Origin of the sequence: Pedobacter sp. UYP30, from assembly GCF_040547165.1 — a bacterium.
Taxonomy (GTDB): domain Bacteria; phylum Bacteroidota; class Bacteroidia; order Sphingobacteriales; family Sphingobacteriaceae; genus Pedobacter.
This window is the reverse complement of record NZ_JBEPPD010000058.1, coordinates 1-1,318: the sequence shown is the minus strand read 5'-3', so window position 1 is coordinate 1,318 and position 1,318 is coordinate 1. Positions and strand designations below refer to the sequence as shown.

At 42.9% G+C, this 1,318-nt stretch carries 2 protein-coding genes; both read right to left on the bottom strand.

Annotated features, from left to right (window positions below; all coding sequences use genetic code 11):
- Positions 1-50: 50 nt before the first annotated feature.
- On the bottom strand, positions 51-947 hold the full coding sequence (locus tag ABIB40_RS20645) for an IS3 family transposase (protein ID WP_354361844.1): 897 nt from the start codon (positions 945-947) through the stop codon (positions 51-53).
- Positions 947-1,258, bottom strand: coding sequence for a transposase (locus tag ABIB40_RS20640; RefSeq protein ID WP_354361842.1), 312 nt, complete (start codon positions 1,256-1,258; stop codon positions 947-949). Before ABIB40_RS20640 ends, ABIB40_RS20645 begins: the two co-directional genes overlap by 1 nt.
- Positions 1,259-1,318: the final 60 nt, after the last annotated feature.

Here is a 1,318-nt window from a genome sequence, read left to right as displayed (position 1 = left end):
TGTTTTGACCCCTATAAAACAAGAGTATTCTTTTAAATTTCAAAGATTAATTATGCGGTTAATTTTCTCATTAAAATTGTGTGTTTATGCTGGTCCCATTTCTCCATTGGTGTTATCCGTCCCAACAACCCGTGTAACCTTTCGTTGTTGTAGAAAAGCACATATCTTTTCAGTATCTGTTCGATTTCTCCAAAGGTTCTGTAGTCCACTCTTCCGAACAGTTCTTTTTTCAGTATGCCGTGGTAAGCTTCAATGTGGGCATTTTCCTCCGGTGTGGCCACATGTGTGAACTCTTGTTCGACTCCAATCATCCCAAGATACCCACGGACGCTTTTAGCGATGAACTGGCTTCCGTTGTCACTTCTTATCACAACAGTTTCCGGGTGCTGGTAATCTGAGAACATACTGGAGAGAAACGCTATCACTTTTGCCTGCTTGATGCTAAAAGAGAAATAGTCCTTCAGTATCCTCCGTGTGTGTACATCTATTATAGAAAGCAGGTACGCATTCTTGCCGGCGTTCGGGATCCAGACCATCTTTATGTCCATCTCCAGACACTGGAAAGGTCTGCAGGTCACTACTTTTCTGAATTTCACAAACTTGCGCCCCGAACCACTTCTGCTTATCCGGTTTTCCAGCTTCAGCAGACCCTCTTCCTTCATGATCCTGTAAAGCTTTTTATGGTTGATCTCATAGCCATCTTTTTGCAAGTATGCAGTCATCAGACGGTATCCACAGTCTATGAACTCATGGCTCAAAAAAGCCTTTACGGAATCAACCACGCCTTTTTGACTGACCCATCCCTTGGTCCGGTTGTAAGTGAGCTCACTGGGTCTGTTGCCCTTTGACCCCAAACTGGGTGTACGGTAATAACTGCTGTGAACCATCCCTACCATGCTGATTACCTTTGCTTTACTGATCCTATAATGCTGATGAACCCTGTCCACTAAATCTTTCTTGGATCGGATGTCCCAAACTTTTTTTTTAAGAGTTCACGCTGGATTTCCAGTTCGATTTCCTTGTTGCTCAAAAGTTTGCGCAGTATCCTGTTCTCTTCCTCAGCTTTCTTCAGTTCTTTGCTACGGTCATCGTATGTAACCTTCAAACCTGCTTCGCCTTTGGACTCATGCTTCTTCTTCCAACTATAGAAAGTGCCGGTGCTCACGCTGTATTTACGGCAAGCTTCTACAATCCCCAATTCCTCTGATTTACCCAGGATTTCCAGCTTCTCTGCTAAGCTCCATTTCTTGTATTTCATGTTTCAAATGTATTATTTGAAATTCATAATAACACTCCGAACTTATTGGGGGCTAAACTA